The sequence below is a fragment of the Aeromonas sp. S19(2024) genome, from assembly GCF_041402625.1.
Taxonomy (GTDB): domain Bacteria; phylum Pseudomonadota; class Gammaproteobacteria; order Enterobacterales; family Aeromonadaceae; genus Aeromonas; species Aeromonas caviae.
Genome location: NZ_JBGLQU010000001.1, coordinates 491,159 through 504,369, shown reverse-complemented (window position 1 = coordinate 504,369; position 13,211 = coordinate 491,159). Strand labels below are relative to the sequence as shown.

The 13,211-nt window shown below is 64.3% G+C and carries 11 protein-coding genes; 1 reads left to right on the top strand and 10 read right to left on the bottom strand.

Features of this window, described 5'->3' with window-relative positions:
• Nucleotides 1-80: 80 nt before the first annotated feature.
• On the top strand, nt 81-251 hold the full coding sequence (locus ACB037_RS02390; RefSeq protein WP_164882089.1) for a hypothetical protein: 171 nt from the start codon (nt 81-83) through the stop codon (nt 249-251).
• Nucleotides 252-334: 83 nt separating this feature from the next.
• Here the strand turns inward: ACB037_RS02390 and ACB037_RS02385 are convergent, their stop codons facing one another.
• The 10 genes from ACB037_RS02385 to ACB037_RS02340 form a co-directional block, all read right to left on the bottom strand.
• Nucleotides 335-685 carry an MGMT family protein gene (locus tag ACB037_RS02385; protein ID WP_045525190.1) on the bottom strand — a complete coding sequence of 117 codons (351 nt, stop codon included), beginning with the start codon at nt 683-685 and terminating at the stop codon, nt 335-337.
• Nucleotides 686-751: 66 nt separating this feature from the next.
• On the bottom strand, nt 752-2,305 hold the full coding sequence (locus tag ACB037_RS02380) for a methyl-accepting chemotaxis protein (protein ID WP_371174840.1): 1,554 nt from the start codon (nt 2,303-2,305) through the stop codon (nt 752-754).
• A 192-nt stretch (nt 2,306-2,497) separates the two neighbouring features.
• Nucleotides 2,498-4,354 carry a beta-N-acetylhexosaminidase gene (locus tag ACB037_RS02375; RefSeq protein WP_371174839.1) on the bottom strand — a complete coding sequence of 619 codons (1,857 nt, stop codon included), beginning with the start codon at nt 4,352-4,354 and terminating at the stop codon, nt 2,498-2,500.
• A 67-nt stretch (nt 4,355-4,421) separates the two neighbouring features.
• Nucleotides 4,422-5,294 carry a BadF/BadG/BcrA/BcrD ATPase family protein gene (locus ACB037_RS02370; protein ID WP_010673900.1) on the bottom strand — a complete coding sequence of 291 codons (873 nt, stop codon included), beginning with the start codon at nt 5,292-5,294 and terminating at the stop codon, nt 4,422-4,424.
• A 104-nt stretch (nt 5,295-5,398) separates the two neighbouring features.
• The gene (locus tag ACB037_RS02365; RefSeq protein WP_371174838.1) at nt 5,399-7,126 is read right to left on the bottom strand and encodes a glycoside hydrolase family 9 protein; all 1,728 of its coding nucleotides are present in this window, start codon (nt 7,124-7,126) and stop codon (nt 5,399-5,401) included.
• Nucleotides 7,127-7,233: 107 nt separating this feature from the next.
• On the bottom strand, nt 7,234-8,232 hold the full coding sequence (locus tag ACB037_RS02360; RefSeq protein WP_039040529.1) for an ABC transporter ATP-binding protein: 999 nt from the start codon (nt 8,230-8,232) through the stop codon (nt 7,234-7,236).
• 11 nt (nt 8,233-8,243) lie between these two features.
• Nucleotides 8,244-9,266: an ABC transporter ATP-binding protein gene (locus tag ACB037_RS02355; RefSeq protein WP_371174837.1), complete on the bottom strand. Its 1,023-nt coding sequence runs from the start codon at nt 9,264-9,266 to the stop codon at nt 8,244-8,246.
• Nucleotides 9,263-10,168 carry an ABC transporter permease gene (locus tag ACB037_RS02350; protein ID WP_010673904.1) on the bottom strand — a complete coding sequence of 302 codons (906 nt, stop codon included), beginning with the start codon at nt 10,166-10,168 and terminating at the stop codon, nt 9,263-9,265. The genes ACB037_RS02355 and ACB037_RS02350 overlap by 4 nt, the downstream gene beginning before the upstream one ends.
• A gap of 1 nt (nt 10,169) precedes the next feature.
• A complete protein-coding gene (locus ACB037_RS02345; protein ID WP_010673905.1) occupies nt 10,170-11,153 on the bottom strand; it encodes an ABC transporter permease in 984 nt (327 codons plus the stop codon).
• A 117-nt stretch (nt 11,154-11,270) separates the two neighbouring features.
• Entirely contained in the window at nt 11,271-12,953 is a 1,683-nt protein-coding gene (locus tag ACB037_RS02340; RefSeq protein ID WP_371174836.1) for an ABC transporter substrate-binding protein, read from the bottom strand.
• Nucleotides 12,954-13,211 lie beyond the last annotated feature (258 nt).

Sequence of the window (13,211 nt, the reverse complement as noted above, 5' to 3'; positions counted from 1 at the left end):
CTTGCGAGGGGCTTCTTTGTTGGTGGATGGCGATATACTGGAATGGCTGCATGGATGGCAGCGCAAGACAGGGAGTTGTCATGGAGATACATGAAATACGGCCGGGCATGACCTGCCTGACCCGTGAAGGAACCGCCTATGTGCTGGAGGTGGACAGACAGAGTCTGCTGGTGCTCTTGCAACGGGAAGATGAGACCATCCCGGTACAGGTGCGCAGCGATGACATTCTGGGACCCATTGCCAGCGACTAGGGAAGAGAACGTGACGGAGGGCGATCACAGAGGCCCTCCCTTTGTTGCAAGAGCCCCCATCCCTTCGGGACGTGCCAGCCCCGTCAGAAGGGAACCAGAAAGAGCAGCTCGGCCAGGTCGGGCTGCCACTGCCACTCCCGCATCCTGACCCGCCCGCCAATCACGGGCACCCCCTCCTCCTGCAGCAGCCCCGCTTGCTTGTCAAAGCCTGTGGATCCTTTTGGCAGCGAAATGGTGCCTGCCGCCCCCAGCACCCGGTGCCAGGGCAGCACCTTGTCGGTCTCCCGCAAGACTTTTCCCACCAGTCGTGCCCGTCCGGGCAGGCCCGCGAGGTCCGCCACCTGGCCGTAGCTCACCACGCGGCCGGGGGGGATCAGGGCGAGGATCGCCTCGATGCGGGCCGTCTTGTCCAGAGGGGGCGCGTTCGTTCTCATGATGATGGCTCGTCAAAAACAGCAGAAGCGCCATTGTGGCGCTTCTGTCATGGGGTTTGCAATCTGTCAGCCGAAGGTCTGGCTCAGTCCCCTGAGCTCGCGGGCCCGCCTGAGCAGCTCCTGGCTGGAGTCGTCCACCGCCTGGATCTTCTGGCTGTTGGCGCGGGAGTATTCGGAGATCTGGTGGATGTTGCGGCTGATCTCCTCCACCACCACCTGCTGCTGCTCCGCGGCGGCGGCGATCTGGGTGGAGAATTCGGTCACCTGATCGATTTCCCCCAGCACCAGGTGCAGGTTGCCTGATCCCTGGCGGGTCATCTCGACACATTCCCGTGTCTGGGCCAGGTTGTCCTGCATCATGCCCTGCCAGCGTTCCAGGGTGTGCTGGATCTGGCTGATGCTGCCCTGGATCTGCTCGGTCGCCTTGTGGGTACGGGTCGACAGAGTGCGCACCTCGTCCGCCACCACCGCAAAGCCGCGCCCCTGCTCGCCGGCACGGGCGGCTTCGATGGCGGCGTTGAGGGCCAGCAGGTTGGTCTGCTCGGCGATGCCCTGGATTTCACCCATCACGCTGCCAATGCGCTCCGACTCGCTGGCGAGCTCCACCGCGGAGTGGAAGGCCTGCTCCGCCTGGCTGGCCAGCCTGGTCATCTGCTGCTGGGTCTGGTCCAGCTGTTCCACCGTGCTCTGGCAACTGCTGCGCGCCTCGGTCACCTGGCCGTTGGTGTCCTGGATGTTGCGGGCGATTTCGTGGGCGGTGCTGGCCATCTGGGTCATGGCGGCCGCCATCTGCTGGGTCTGGGCATCCTGCTCGTTGATGTCGAGGAAGGCGCGGTGTGAGGAGTCCTGCAGATCGGTTGCCAGGGCCTGAAGCGGATGGGTGGCATCGTCGACCCGCCCCAGCACGGTGCGGATCCGGGCCTGCAGCATCTTCAGGTGAAAATCGGCGATGGCACCCGGGGCATCCCCCGAATAGACCAGCCGGGTCAGGCTGTCATATTGCTGACCGAGCTGCCTGAGATAGCGGGGCAGGGCGATGAGCTCGCGCCAGTAGGCGCCCGCAATGGCGAGGGGGGGAAGCAGCATCAGCAGCGCGGTGAGGGAGCCCTGGGTGAGGGCGGCCCAGACCAGCAGCGCCAGCAGCGGCAGGCCGAGCATCAGCGGCCTGAAACGGCGCAGCGAGGGGCGGGCCGGGGTGCCCCGTTGCTCGGCCGAAAGCAGGGCCCGATAGGCCTGGGCGGCAGCCTGCTTGAGCTGGGGGTCGGGCTTGCAGCGCACCGACTGGTAGCCGCTTATCTTGCCGTGCTCGTAGATGGGGGTGACGTAGGCGTCGACCCAGTAATAGCGGCCATCCTTGCAGCGGTTTTTCACCACTCCCCGCCAGGGGTTGCCCTCCTTGAGGCGATCCCAGAGGTCGGCGAAGGCGGCCTTGGGCATGTCGGGGTGGCGAACCAGGTTGTGGTTGTGGCCGACCAGTTCATCGACCTGGTAACCGGCGATGCGGCAGAAGGCGGGGTTGGCGTAGGTAATGACGCCGCGCAGATCCGTGGTGGAAACGAGTTGCACGTCGGCGGGAAATTCCACTTCACTGTCCACGACCTGGGCGTGTTTGCGGGCCATAAGGGTAAGCTCCGATCTGTTTGCTGATTGTTATTGTGGCGGAACCGCAGGGAGGTGCATCCCCTGTCTGGTTTCATCGGGGGCCTTATTTTGCCAACAAAGGCAGATGAAAAGTAGGGGCTAGGTTGGGTTTTTGTTGTCGACGGGTAAAAAAACGGCGACCAAAAGGTCGCCGAAAAGAAAAAGATAACACTACCTCTGTGGCACCCGGTAACGCACTTGCAACTGGTCGAGGATGTGCAGCTGGCCGGGCAGACGGGCGACGAAGTGCTCCCACACCTTGCGGGCGGGAGTGCTCCAGGCCACCTCTGCCGTGGCCAGCATGCGCGGGAACAACATGTAGTCGAGACGATCGCGAGAGGTGATCAGTTCCGACCACAAGGGGCTCAGCACCCCCAGGATGTTATCGTTGGCATGGAAATCGGCCGGGGCAGGATCGCATGCATGCACCTGCGCCAGGTTGAGGGTACCCGCCCAGTAGAGTCCCGGCTCGTGGATGTCCTGACTCCAGGCGAGATCCAGATAGAGGTGCTGGGCAGGCGCCATCACCACGGGGTAACCGGATGCGGCGGCATCCAGGCCGGCCTGGAAGCTGGTCCAGGCGAAGACGGTGGCCTCCCGGCTCACCTTGTCACCGTGAAGTATCTCCTCCCACCCCAGCATCTGCTTGCCCTTGCCAGCCAGGTAGTGCTGGCAGTGGCGCAGCAGGTGGCCCTGCAGCTCGCGGCAATCCTGATACCCTTGCTCGGCCATCAGCTGCTGGCAGGCGGGACTGTCGGTCCAGACGCCGGTGGGCACTTCGTCCCCCCCCATGTGAACCTGACTCCCTGGGAAGAGATCGCACACCTCGTCCATCACGGCGTCCAGGAACCGGTAGGTGCCGGGCAGTGCCGGGTTAAGCACGTTGTCGTCGAAATATTGCACCGAGAGGTAGCGGGAGCGGTCTGCCTCTTCCACCAGCATCTCGGGCAGCGCCTTGATGGCGGCGTGACAGTGCCCCGGGATGTCTATTTCCGGAATGATGGTGATGCCAAGCCCGGCGGCGTAGGCGACCAGCTCGCGCACCTCGCTCTGGGTGTAGTAGCCGCCGTAGGGATCGGGGCCGCCGCTCAGCTGGGGCTCCACCGCCAGGCCATGGCCGCGCCAGGCTCCCACGGCGGTCAGCTGGGGGAAGGCCTTGATCTCCAGGCGCCACCCCTCGTCATCGGTCAGGTGCCAGTGGAAGCGGTTGAACTTGTAGAGACTCATCTGCTTGAGCAGGCGCTTGAGGGTGGCGATGGAGTGGAAGTGGCGGGCACAGTCGAGGAAGATGCCGCGAAAACCGAAGCGCGGTGCATCCCGCACCGTCAGGCAGGGCAGGCTCTCTCCGTGTTGCAGCGCCCACTGAGCCAGGCTCACCAGCCCGTGGCGCCAGCCCGCCTCGCCGGCGGCCCGGATGACGATCTCCTCAGGGGTGATGGTGAGCTCATACCCCTCGGGGGGAAGTGTCGCCTCGACGAGGTGGATCTCCGCATCGTGATCCTGGGTCAGGGCCAGGCCTGTCAGCTCGTTGAAATGGGCGAGCAGGGAGGCGAGGGGAACGGGGCCGTCGACGTGGGCCCGCTCGGCCAGCCGGAAGTTGCCTTCTGTATAAATCAGGTGGGCGGGCTGGGGCACGAGGCCGTTGACGGCCTCCACCTGTGGCAGGTCGGGTCCCGGGGAGGGCGGGTTGGTCAGGCCAAGGTCTTCCCCCTCCAGCACCAGGGGTTGCAGCTGTCCCTTGCTCTCCAGGCTCAGGAAGAAACCCTTGGGCATATCGGAGTCATGCTTGAGCGGGGTGTTGCGACAGCAGAAGCGCAGCTCGCTCACCCCCTCGTGGGGCACCATGACCTTGTAACTGCCGCTCTGACGCTCCAGGGCGCCCCCTTCGATCGAGTGGGGATCGATCTGGCGGGCGAGGCAGAAGTGGAGTTTCCAGGGGGCTGCTGGCAGTTGGCTCAGGGTGAAGCGAAACCAGACATCGTCACCGTCACGGTGATCGACCCGGGTGTGGATCAGGGGTGCGGACATGGGAATTCCTCTGATGGGGTGAAGGAAACGGGAACCTGTCCCGCAGGTGTTGTCGGCCCGACCAGGCTCAGGGATGCAGACATGGCAGCGCCTCCGTCCTGGCAAACAGGATGGCCCCCTCCAGCGCGTCGCGCTTGGGGGCGACCAGATGGAAGTGGCCCAGACGGGGGGCGAGGCGCGTGCCGATGCCACCCAGCAGGGCGATCCGGTCTGCCCCGAGCTGGGTCATGCCCTCCAGCAGCATGCCGAGCTGGGCACAGGTCTCATCCAGCAGGGCGGTGGCGAGATCGTCCCCGTCGCTCGCGGCATCGAACACCCAGGGGGCGAAGCGGCCATAGTCGGCCGGGATGGCGCGCGCAGCCCAGCGCACCACCTCGGCCTGATCCCGCTTGAAGTGATCCATCAGGCGCACCGCCAGGGTGCTGGGGGGCAGGATGCCGTCGTGGCAGAGCAGGGATTGCTGGATGGCGCGCAGCCCGAGCCAGGCGCCGCTGCCGAGATCCGAGACGGGGAATCCGCGACCCGAGCAGGTGCGAAGGCGTCCCTCCCGGTAGATGAGCCCCGCCGAGCCGGTGCCCGCGATCAGGATGGCCCCCTCCTGGCCGTCGAAGGCGCCGAGGCAGGCACCAAAGGCATCGGAGGTGAGCTTCACCCGCGCAAACGGGAAGGGCATGGTCAGCATGGCGTGGTAGCAGTCGGCGAGCTCGGCGGAGGCGAGTGCGAGCCCGACTCCCATCCGCTGTTCGCTCTCCCTGGGCAGACCCGCGTCGATGCGGGCCTGATCGATGGCAGCCAGCACATGGCCGTGGGCGAGGGCGATGCCCAGCTCCAGATTGGAGCCGGCGGCGCGCCCCTCGCCGAGCAGCTTGCCTGCGTTGTTGCGAATGCGGGCCCGGGTGTGGGTGCCGCCGCCGTCCACCCCGACCCAGAATTCAATCATGGGAGCCTCCCTGCACACTCTGCCAGGTGATGGCCAGGGTAAACCTGGCTGGCGGTATGGAGGATCCAGGGCTCTCCCCGGTGCCAGTGATGTGTGAACCGCTCTCAATCATGGTGGCCTCCTTGTGCGCTCTGCCAGGTGATGGCCAGGGCGAACCAGGCGGCGTGCGGGATCCATTGCTCCCCCCAGCGCCAGTTCTGATCCAGCCGATCCTTGTACGCCTCTGGAATAAAGGCCACGTCATTTTCGTCATCGAAGCCGGCGGTGATGCCGTTGCAGATCCCCCCCTGCGCATTGGGGTAGCCGGCGGTGTATTCCGGGTTGTTGATGCCCTGACCCGCCAGCATGCAGGCGTTGAAGGGGTTTCTCCCCAGGATCCAGTCGAGCTGCTGCTTGCCGAAGGTGCAGAGCAGTGCGCTCTGCCCGGGCAGGTGCTGTGCGGCAGCAAATGCCATGGTGGCGAGCGACGCCAGCCGGGCGTTCTCCCCCTGCCACCAGTAACCGGATTCGTTGTGGTGGGGCATGAAAAAGCTCACCCGAGGCGCCTCATCGACCCCTTTCACATACTGGCGGGCGAGGGCGAAGGGATTGCCTGCCCGGGCCGCGAGGGCCAGCTCGGCCGCCAGGGCCTGCTCGGCGACGGTCCGGGCCGCCCACTGGCGCGCCGGATCCGGCTCGATGGCGAGATACTCCAGCAGTGCCAGTACCGGCAGGCCGGCCTCGGCGGCGTGGTAGTAGGGGCGAGAGCCATCGTCGTTGGCGGCCCAATGGTGGCCGAGATCGGGGTGGGCGCGCTGGCGGGCGCACAGCCGGCCGGCCCGATCCCGCGCCTCGGCGAGCCACTCGGCGCCCAGCGTTCTGGTGAGCTCGACCGCCGCCAGCAGGGCGCAGTAGTCGTCGATGATGTTCTCGACCCCGTCGTCCAGGTAGGCGAGGTTGTGCTCGCGCAGGTGCAGGTAGCCGCGTCTGGCCGCGTCGGCGTACTGGCTTGTGTCAAGGTCGCCGCCACTCGGTTCCCGGGCGGCGCGGGCCAGGGCGGCGATGGCCATGCCACCCCCCTGGCGAAAACCCGCCTGCCAGCGGGTGGACTTGATCCCCTGCTGGGTCGCATAGGCGCACAGCTCCCGCTGTTCGGGATCCTTGCTCCACTTGTCGAACAGGGTCATGTAGAAGAAGCCGCTCTCGTCCTGCATCCGGCAGAGAAAATCCGCCCCGTGCAACCCCTCGTCATTGAGCCGTTTGCACAGGTTCACCCCGTCGATGTCACGACGTGTCGCCAGGAGTTCCCGGCACTTGAGCAGGGACCAGACCACCATGGGGGTCTGCTGGGGATTGAGGTAGTTGGCGTAGGAGAGGTGACTCAGGTACTTGCTCATGTCGCCGCTGGCGTCGAACCAGCCGCCATGTACGTCCCGGCGCTGATCGGTGCCAAAGAGGCGTGCCCTGCGGTCCGCCCGGTCGAAGGTGCCGCTGGCGCGTTGTCCCTTGAAGTAGTGGATGACATCGGAGAGGCAGCGGCGTGCCAGCAGCCCCCGGCCGATGGCAAAGGGGGTGGAGCGCACCAGATGCTCCTGCGCTCCCGTGGTCACGACGGCCTCCAGCCGGTAGTGGCCGGGCTCGGTGAAGGCGGAGAAATCGGCCCGCCAGTAGTGGCGCCCCTGCCAGCCGGGGACGCATCCCGCCGCCACCAGCGGCGTCTCCAGCAAAAGGTGGTCGTCCTCCTGGCGCAGCAACCTGACGTGGCCGCGGATATCGAGGTCGGCGCCGCACTGCAGCAGAGCGCTCTTCTCCCCGTCACATTCGTAACCCACCTGGTTGATCAAAAGTTCCATCAAGGTCTTACTCCGAAGGCTCGCCCCTGGCGGGCGAGGCTCATTGCGGGGCCTTGCGGCCCCGACGCGAGGCATGGCCGGGCGACGGTGCCCGGCCGCGGGCCTGCTTACCCCTGTTCGTGGAGGTAGCAGCGCACGAAGTGGTTGTCGGCGAGCCGGGTCACCGGGGGCAGGCTCTCCTTGCAGCGGGGCATGGCCTGATGGCAGCGCCCGGCAAAGGGGCAGCCACGGGATTCCGGGGTCCAGAGCGGGATCTCCCCCTTGCGGCCTCCCTCCAGCTCGGCGTGGATGCTCTTCTCGGGATCCGGCACCGCCGAGATGAGCAACTGGGTGTAGGGGTGCTGGGGGTGGTGCAGGATCTCGTCCACCTCTCCCCACTCCACCATGTGACCCACGTACATCACCGCCAGATCTTCCGCCACGTAGCGGGCGGTGGCGATGTCGTGGGTGATGTAGAGCATGGAGACGCCGAGCTCGTTCTTCATCTGCTCCATCAGGTTGAGGATGCCGATGCGAATGGAGACGTCGAGCATGGAGGTGGGTTCGTCCGCCAGCACCACTTCCGCCTCCACCGCCAGGTTGCGGGCGATGTTGACCCGCTGGCGCTGGCCGCCGGAGAGCTGGTGCGGGTACTTGGCCGCGGTCGCCTTGGCGGGGGTCAGCCCCACCTTTTCAAGGAGGCCATAGACCATGTCGGGCAGATCCCGCTTGTCGCTCACCTTGCTGTGCAGCAGCAGGGGACGGGCGATGTGGTGGTAGATGGTATGGGTCGGATTCAGTGAGCCGAACGGATCCTGCCACACCATCTGCACGCTCTGGCGATAGTCCAGCAGGGCGGTGCCCTTGTTGAACTCCTCCAGATCCCGGCCACGGTAGAGGATGCGGCCGTTGGAGAGCTTGTACATCTTGGCGATGATCTTGGCGATGGTGCTCTTGCCGGAGCCGGATTCCCCCACCACTGCCAGGGCGCGGCCCCGGTGCAGGTTGAAGGTGATGTCGGACAGCGCCCGCATCTTGCCGCTCTTGATGGCGTTGGAGTTGACGGCGAAGTCCTTGTAGAGGTGCTGGACCTCGATGATGGGCGCGTCGGTTTGGGCGATTTGCATGACAGACATCCTTAACAGCCAGCGGCCTTGTCCAGATGGATCGGAAGATCCGGTTGTTCCTCTGCTGCCTCATGAAGGTGGCAGGCAGCCTGTTGGCCGGGCCGGATCTCGGCCAGCCGGGTGTATTCCTGGCGGCAGCGCTCGTGCACCTTGGCGCAGCGTGCCTGGAAGCGGCAGCCCACCGGCACCTCCAGCAGATTGAGTGGGCTGCCAGGGATCCCCTCCAGCACGGTCTTGGGCCCGTGCAGGGGGGGGAAGGAGTTGCCAAGGCCCCGGGTGTAGGGGTGCAGGGGCGCGGTCAGGATCGCCTTGGCCGGCGCCACCTCCACCAGTTCCCCCGCGTACATGATGCCGATGCGATCGCAGAACTCGACCATGAGCGAGAGGTCATGGGTGATGAAGAGGATGGAGAAGTTGAACTTCTCTTTCAGTGCATAGACCTTCTGCAGGATCTCCCGCTGCACCACCACGTCGAGCGCCGTGGTGGGTTCGTCCATGATGAGCAGCTCGGGGTTGAGGGCCATGGCGATGGCGATCACCAGCCGCTGGCGCATGCCGCCGGAGAACTGGTGCGGGTAGTCCTTGAGCCGGCTCGGGTGGATGTCGACGATCTCCAGCAGCTCCTGGGCGCGCTTGATCGCCTCATAGCGGGTCAGCCCAGGGTTGTGGGCCAAGAGCACGTCGCAGAACTGCTCCTCCATGCGCAGCACTGGGTTGAGCGCATTCATGGCGGACTGGAACACCACGCTCGCCTGGCGCCAGCGGTAGCTGCGCAGTCGCTCGTCATCGAAGCCGAGGATGTTCTCTCCCTTGAACAGGATCTCGCCGCCGCTGATGTAGGCGGGCGGCTTGTGCAGCCTGGCCACCGAGAAGGCGACCGTGGACTTGCCGCAGCCGGACTCGCCGGCGAGGCCGAACACCTCACCCGGCATGATGTCAAAACTGACCGAATTGACGGCGCGCACGTCGCCGCTCTCGGTGATGTAGTCGACGCAGAGCTGGCGCACCGACAGCAGGGGTTGTTGCGGCTTCATGCTGTCTTCTCCTGAGCTGTGATGGGAGTGGCAAGCTGCTTCCAGCGACGCAGGCCCTTGTGGGAACGAAGCTGCGGGTTGGCGATTTCGTCGATGGCGAAGTTGAGCATGGCGAGGCCCGCCCCCAGGGTGGCGATGGCGAAGCAGGGGGCCAGGATCTCCCACCAGGCGCCCACCAGGATGGCGCTCGAGGTCTGGGCGTTGTAGAGCATGATGCCCCAGCTCACGACGGTGGGGTCGCCAAGGCCCAGGAACTCCAGGGTCGCCTCGGTGACGATGGCGTAGATGATGGATCCGATGAAGCTCACCCCGATGATGGAGATGAGGTTCGGCAGTATCTCCACCAGGATGATGCGCCAGGCCGGTTCACCCAGTACCTCGGCGGCGATGACGAACTCCTTCTCCCGCAGGGCCAGGGTCTGGGCGCGGATGACCCGGGCGCCATAGGCCCAGGAGGTCAACCCTATGATAAGGGCGATCACCATGGGGGAGGCCTCTCCGATGAAGCTTGCCAGCACCAGCAACAAGGGGAGGTTCGGGATCACCAGCACCACGTTCATCAAGAAGGTGAGGCACTCGTCCACCACGCCGCCGAAGTAGCCGGCGGTGATGCCCACCGTGATGGCCAGGGCGCACACCAGCAGGCCTGCACCGAAGCCCACCATCAGGGAGATGCGGGCGCCGTTGGTGAACTGGGCCCAGAGATCGTGGCCCATGCGGTTGGAACCCATCACCAGCTCCACGCTGGGGGGCTGGTGGGGGCGGGCGACCCGCTTGGTGGGTTCGTTGCTGGCGAGCAGCGGGGCGAACAGGGCCATCAGCACGAAGGTGACCACGATGGCGAGGCCGAAGGCGGCCTTCTTGTTGCCCAGCAGGATTTTCAAGATAGTCGGCATACGCATCTTATTTGCCTCCTGTACGCAGACGGGGATCCAGGAAGACGTAGAGCACGTCCGCCAGGAAATTGAAGCTGAGCATGGTGATGGTCATGATGAGCAGTTGCCCCTGGATGAGGGGGTAGTCACGGGCCAGGATGCCCTGATAGAGGGTCAGTCCCAGGCCGGGGTAGTTGAAGATCACCTCGGTGATGAGGGATCCGCCGATGACGAAACCGAGCGCCATGGAGAGGGCGGTGACGCTGGGCAGCACGGCGTTGCGGGCGCCGTAGTTGAAGATCACCCGGTTGCTGGAGAGCCCCTTGGCCTTGGCCATGGTGATGTAGTCCTCGCCCAGGAGGTTGATCATGTTGTTGCGCATGGTGATGAGAAAGCCCCCTACCTGCACCGCGGCCAGGGTGCCCACCGGCATGATGGCGTGCAGCAGGATGCTCTTGATGTGTTCCCAGCCAAAATCGGCGGGGATCTCGGGGCTGTAGGCGTAGCCGATGGGCAACCAGCCGAGGCTCACACCGAACAGGAAGAGGGCGAGCAGGGAGACCACCACGGGGGGGATGGCCTGCATCACCAGGGTGAGCGGGGAGAGGATGCTGTCCATGCGTCCGCCCCGGTACCAGGCGGCGAAGATGCCGACGATGGAGCCGATGGAGAAGCTCAGAATGGTGGAGGTGCCCACCAGGAACAGGGTCCAGCCGATGGCGCGGCCGAGGACGTCGGCAACCGGTTGGGGGTAGTAGCGCACCGAGGTGCCGAGATCCCAGGTGAAGACGCTCTTCACATAGGTTAGAAACTGGGTGCCGATGGGGCCGTCCACGAAACCGAAGGTGGCTTTGAGGGCTTCCAGCGCGGCGGGTTCCATCATGGCGCCGGCCCGGGCAAACATGACGGAGACGGGGTCCCCCGGCATGGCTCTGGGTAGCAGGAAGTTGATGGTGGCGGCCACCAGGAAGGCGACCAGATAGAAGGAGAAGCGTCTAAGTATAAATCCCATGGTGATACCTTTTACTGCAAGCCTGCCCCGCGCCGGGCAAAGCTCCCCCAACCCCGGCAGGTGCGGGGGATGGAAGACATGGCGGGGAAGAGGGCCCCCCGCAGGGGGCCGGGGTGATTAGCTGTTTGGCTTGAGTGACAGCACGTGCAGCAGACGCTCCGGGGTGTCCGGGTGAACCTGCGGCTTGGCGACCGGGTTGTCGGCACTGAACCAGCCATTGAAGCGCTTGGTGCTGTATTCGTACCAGGTCGGGTTGTTGAACACCGGGATGATGGTCTGGTTGGCCCCGACACGCTCCTGGATGGCGAACATGATCTCCTTCTGCTTGGCCGCATCGGCGGTCTGGGTGAAGTCGTCGATCAGCTTGTCGAGCTCGGGATCCTTGTAGCGGGGCGCCGCGAAGCGGTTGCCGCGCTCACCCATGTTGCGGGAGTGGAAGGCGGTCTCGAAGTACTTGTGCGGGTTGGCACCGGCAAAGTAACCCTGCAGGGCGACGTCGAAGTCACCGGTGATCAGGGACTCGGTCCAGACGGTGGCTTCCGGGGTGGCGGTCTTGGCGTTCAGGCCCAGGGCCTGCAGGCCTTCGACCCCGATCTGGACGGTGTTGACCCAGTCGGTCCAGCCGTTTGGCACCAGCACCTTGAACTCGATCTTCTTGCAGCTCGGGGTGTCGAGGAACTTGTCGCCGTCACAGTCCTTGTAGCCCGCCTGTTTCAGCAGGGCCTTGGCCCCTTCCAGGTCGAACTTGTTGTACTTGCCGTACTTCTTCTCGACGTCCGGGTTGTCCCAGGAGGCGAATGCCTTGCCAAGCCCTGACGGGTACTCGTTGACGGTGGGGTAGCCGTAGCCCGCGATGTCCACCATGGACTGGCGGTCCATGGCCATGGAGAAGGCGCGGCGGAAGTTGATGTCGTTGAAGGCTTCGTGGTTGCCCGGGTTCTTGCTCTGGAAGTTGACGTTGAACGCCACTGTGCCGGAGGCGGGGAACCAGTACTTGTTGTTCTTGGGATCGTTGCCGACGTAGAGGCGCTCGATGTCCGGCACGAAGGAGCCGAACCAGTCCACGTCCCCCTTCATCACGGCGGCCAGTACCTGGTCGTTGGTGGCCATCTGCGGCATGCGCAGGCAGTCGATGGAGAGGCTGGCGTTGTCCCAGTAGTGCGGGTTGCGGCACTGGGTGTAGAGCTGGGCGGAGAAGTTGTCCACTTCGGTGAAGGGACCGGTCCCGACCGGCTTGTCGTTGGTGAAGGCCACCGGGTCTTTCACCGACTTCCACTGATGCTCCGGCACGATGGGTACCAGCACCAGGTCGTTCACCACGTTGGTGTTGATCTCGGCCAGGTCGAATTTGACCTTGTGGTCACCCAGCTTCTCGACACCCTTGATCTGGGTCCAGATGGAGCGCTCGTCCAGCGCCTTGTTGGCCTTGACCAGGTTGAAGGAGAAGAGGATGTCGTCGGCGGTGAAGGCTTCACCATCGGACCACTTGACCCCTTCGCGCAGGTCGAAGGTGACGGATTTCAGATCATCGCTGAAGGCGTAGTGGGTGGCCAGACGATAGACGGGTTTGCCACCCTGCATATCGTTGAAGATCACCAGCGGCTCATAGATGAAGTGACGGGTGGTGTGGAGCAGACCCGCTTGCAGGAAGGGGTTGAAGTTCTTGACCCATGCGGTTTCCTGCTGGGCAACCAGGGTCAGCACCGTCTTGTTGTCGGCGGCCATGGCTGTGCCGGTGGCACCGACAAGCAGAGTTCCCAGCATGACTGAGGTTGCGATTTTGGATACTTTGGCAAGCATATTTTTTCCTTTCTTATTGGTCTTCCATGGTTTTGGAATGGAGCACCGACATCGCATGCTTGGATACCGGCCCTCGCTGTTGGTCAGGTTTTGCACCCTTGTAGTTGTGTCGTCCAACGCCCTTAGAAAAGCAGAATTAACAGGAAAACAACAACTCTTCATTTCGTCGATATCGTAAAAATTGCACGGCGCACGTCATTATCGTCAAAATGCATTTTAAATCCTTTTAAATTATAAAGTTGCATTAATTCTCACAAA